Origin of the sequence: Nostoc cf. edaphicum LEGE 07299 (assembly GCF_015207245.1) — a bacterium.
In the GTDB taxonomy this organism is placed as follows: Bacteria; Cyanobacteriota; Cyanobacteriia; order Cyanobacteriales; family Nostocaceae; genus Nostoc; species Nostoc edaphicum_B.
Genome location: NZ_JADEXF010000781.1, coordinates 1 through 3,138, shown reverse-complemented (window position 1 = coordinate 3,138; position 3,138 = coordinate 1). Strand labels below are relative to the sequence as shown.

The window sequence follows — 3,138 nt, the reverse complement described above, 5'->3', positions numbered from 1 at the left end:
ATTAATAAACTGGGCGTTTTTTGCTGATTTCAACAGAAAGATTCCTGCCAAAATTGGTTTTTTATAACCAGCAGCAATCGTATCCATAAACTTTTCCAGTCGCTCAAAATCGGTAATCAACTGACTTTGAAAAAACTGCGCTCCGGCTTCGATTTTGCGTTCAAATCGACTTTGTAAACCCGACCAACTTTTACATTGCGGATCTACCGCTGCACCAACAAATAAATCTAAGGCTCCATCAGTCAAGGGTTTTTCATTACAATCAACACCTTGATTCATCTTCCGAATCAATTGCAGCAGTCGCACAGCTTCTAAGTCAAATACTGCTTTGGCATCTGGATGATCGCCTGCTTTTACTGGGTCGCCAGTCAAAGCTAAAATATTACAAATACCTAAAGCATGAGCGCCCATCAAATCAGCTTGTAAACCGATGCGGTTGCGATCGCGGCAAGCAATTTGACAGATCGGCTCTATGCCATTTTGTGATAAAATCACCGACGCCATTAACGAAGACATCCTTAACACGGCGCGGCTACCATCAGTAACATTGACGGCATGAACTCTCCCCTTAAGAGTCGCCGCCATTTGAATCATGTGCGCTGGATCTCCTCCCTTCGGCGGTGCTACCTCAGCAGTAACTAGGAATTCACCTGCTTGTACAGCTCTGCGAAAGTAATTCAAGGCTGTGGGGCTATGGGTGTGATGCATAAAATTAAGACTTTCAATTTCTTAAATGGTATAACAAATCACACCGAAAAGCGAAAACTTATAGAGGTAGAGAGTAGCCTAAAGCAGTTTTTACCTGTGATAAAGTTTGATTTGCGATCGCTCTAGCTTTTTCCCCTCCATCCCGCAACACAGACTCCAAATAGCTTTTATCCGCCGTTATCGAGTGATATTTTTCTTGAATTGGTTTCAGGGACTCAATAATTGTGTTTGTCAACAATGGCTTGAACTGTCCCCAGCCCATATCCTGACACTCAACTGCCACATCTTCCTTTTTCTTCCCAGAAAGCAATGTATAGAGCGTTAACAAATTATTACACTCTGGACGCGCTGGATCGTCGAAAGTCAGCCCACGAATGGGATCGGTTTTACAACGCTTAATGTTGTATTGAATTTGCTCTGGTGAATCTAGCAAATTGATTCGGCTTAAGTCGGAAGGATCGGACTTCGACATTTTGCGTGTACCGTCTGCTAAACTCATCACCCTTGCCCCTTCCTTGCGAATCAAAGGGTCTGGTAACTTCAGAACTGGTTGATTTGGTTTACCAAACTGGTGATTTAACCGAGCTGCAATATCCCGTGTCAATTCTAAATGTTGCTTTTGGTCTTCACCCACTGGCACTTTATCCGCTTGGTAAAGCAAAATATCCGCTGCCATCAGCACAGGGTAATCCAATAAGCCTGCACTCACATTTTCTCCCTGTTTGACAGCCTTTTCCTTAAACTGAATCATATCTTGCAGCCAGTTTAGAGGTGTAATGCAGTTGAGCAACCAAGTGAGTTCACTGTGAGCTGAAACATGAGATTGTACAAAGATAGTGGAGTGATTTAAATCAAGACCACAAGCTAAATAGAGAGCAGCAAGAGTGTAGGTATCAGATGCCAACTGTTTTGGGTCGTGTGGCACTGTAATCGCGTGCAAATCAGCCACAAAAAGATAATTTTCGTATTCGCTCTGACTTTCTACCCAGTTGCGAATGGCTCCCAAGTAGTTACCTAGATGGTAATTGCCGGTTGGTTGAACTCCAGAAAGAACACGTTGCTTGCCCATAAATTCCAACTTAGTTATCTCAAATCCGCGCTATGTCAAGTGGCGATGTCTGGCGACAAGTTGCTTGCGCCTACGCAAAACTCATTTAATTTTGACATTTTCCAGGTCAACTCGCCGTTGTAGAATGAGAGATTTTAACTCAACTCCCATTCGTATAGAAACTCTTCACAAAGGAAAACGACAACTTAGGGACTTGTAAAAATAAATTATCCCAAATTATTTTTAGATTTTTAGGGGCGCAAGGCCTTGCGCCCCTACGTACCCTGTGGGACGCTTACACAAACGCGGAGTGTCCCACAGGGATGGTATATTTTTCAACTGTAAGTCCATTAGTGTCTTTTGACAGCTTATAAAGTAGGTATTGTAATGCTTGACTGTAGTCTGTTGTAAATAAAAAGCTGATGTAATGGCATGGCCGCTCGATGTAATGGCATGGCCGCTCAATGTAATGGCATGGCCGCTCGATGTAATGGCATGGCCGCTTGATGTAATGGCATGGCCGCTCGATGTAATGGCATGGCCGCTCGATGTAATGGCATAGCCGCTCGATGCAATGGCATTGCAAAAGATTGCGTTTACATAACACGACAATAGAAATACTAAACTGCAAAACGCCGTAATGAAAGCTTTTGCTCTTCATCAAAGCAGTTTATGTACTTTTGATTTACAAAAATAGACAAAATTTAAATTCTTTTCAGAGAAAGTAGCAGTAATCTCAACATTATGAGTTAATTTTTTCACTCAGGAGAGTCTGCTGATGAAAGCTTTACTACTCTGGTCTATAAAAATGCTCAATTATTTCCGGATTTACTAGCAGACGATTGGTCTGACAGTTTTTAGTTGCACAAATCCGCCATTATATTTTATGACAACGGCGGTAATCCTGCTAACTGACTACAAAATTATCTTTGCTGATGCAAATGTCTATCTAAAAATAGATAGAGCAAGAATAAAAGTAGTGGGATCGTAGCATCATCTCTGCAATGACCATCCAAAACACGGATTTGTCAAAAGTAAAAAATTTTTCAACCAAAATTTAATTAGAGGATTACAGCAATGAAGGTACTCTTACTTTACCCCCGCTTTCCTAAAACGTTTTGGTCTTACGACGAATTCATGAAAATAGCGGGACTTAAGGCATTTATTCCACCGCTAGGGATTCTGACTGTTGCGGCTATGCTACCAACAGACTGGGAAGTTCGGTTTTATGACCGCAATGTTAACCAAGAAACCGATGCTGATTGGCAATGGTGCGACATCGTGATTCTTTCTGCGATGCTTGCCCAGAAAGAAGACTTTCTCGCCCAAATTCACAAAGCAGCGCAACTGGGGAAAAAAGTTGCTGTGGGTGGCCCTTATCC

Annotated in this window: 3 protein-coding genes; 1 reads left to right on the top strand and 2 read right to left on the bottom strand. The window is 42.2% G+C overall.

Annotated elements, in window-relative coordinates; all coding sequences use genetic code 11:
• The coding region (locus tag IQ229_RS20565; RefSeq protein WP_194046916.1) for a methylenetetrahydrofolate reductase at positions 1-708 on the bottom strand (708 nt) is incomplete at its 3' end.
• Positions 709-766: 58 nt separating this feature from the next.
• On the bottom strand, positions 767-1,777 hold the full coding sequence (gene trpS / locus IQ229_RS20560; protein WP_194046914.1) for a tryptophan--tRNA ligase: 1,011 nt from the start codon (positions 1,775-1,777) through the stop codon (positions 767-769).
• Between the two features lie 1,056 nt (positions 1,778-2,833).
• On the opposite strand from trpS, the gene IQ229_RS20555 reads away from it, so the two are divergent.
• On the top strand, positions 2,834-3,138 hold a 305-nt coding region (locus IQ229_RS20555; protein ID WP_228013605.1), incomplete at its 3' end, for a cobalamin B12-binding domain-containing protein.

Bases quoted from the DNA above. Each gene is read 5' to 3' on its own strand.
- trpS (WP_194046914.1), bottom strand. From the start codon at position 1,777: ATGGGCAAGCAACGTGTTCTTTCTGGAGTTCAACCAACCGGCAATTAC.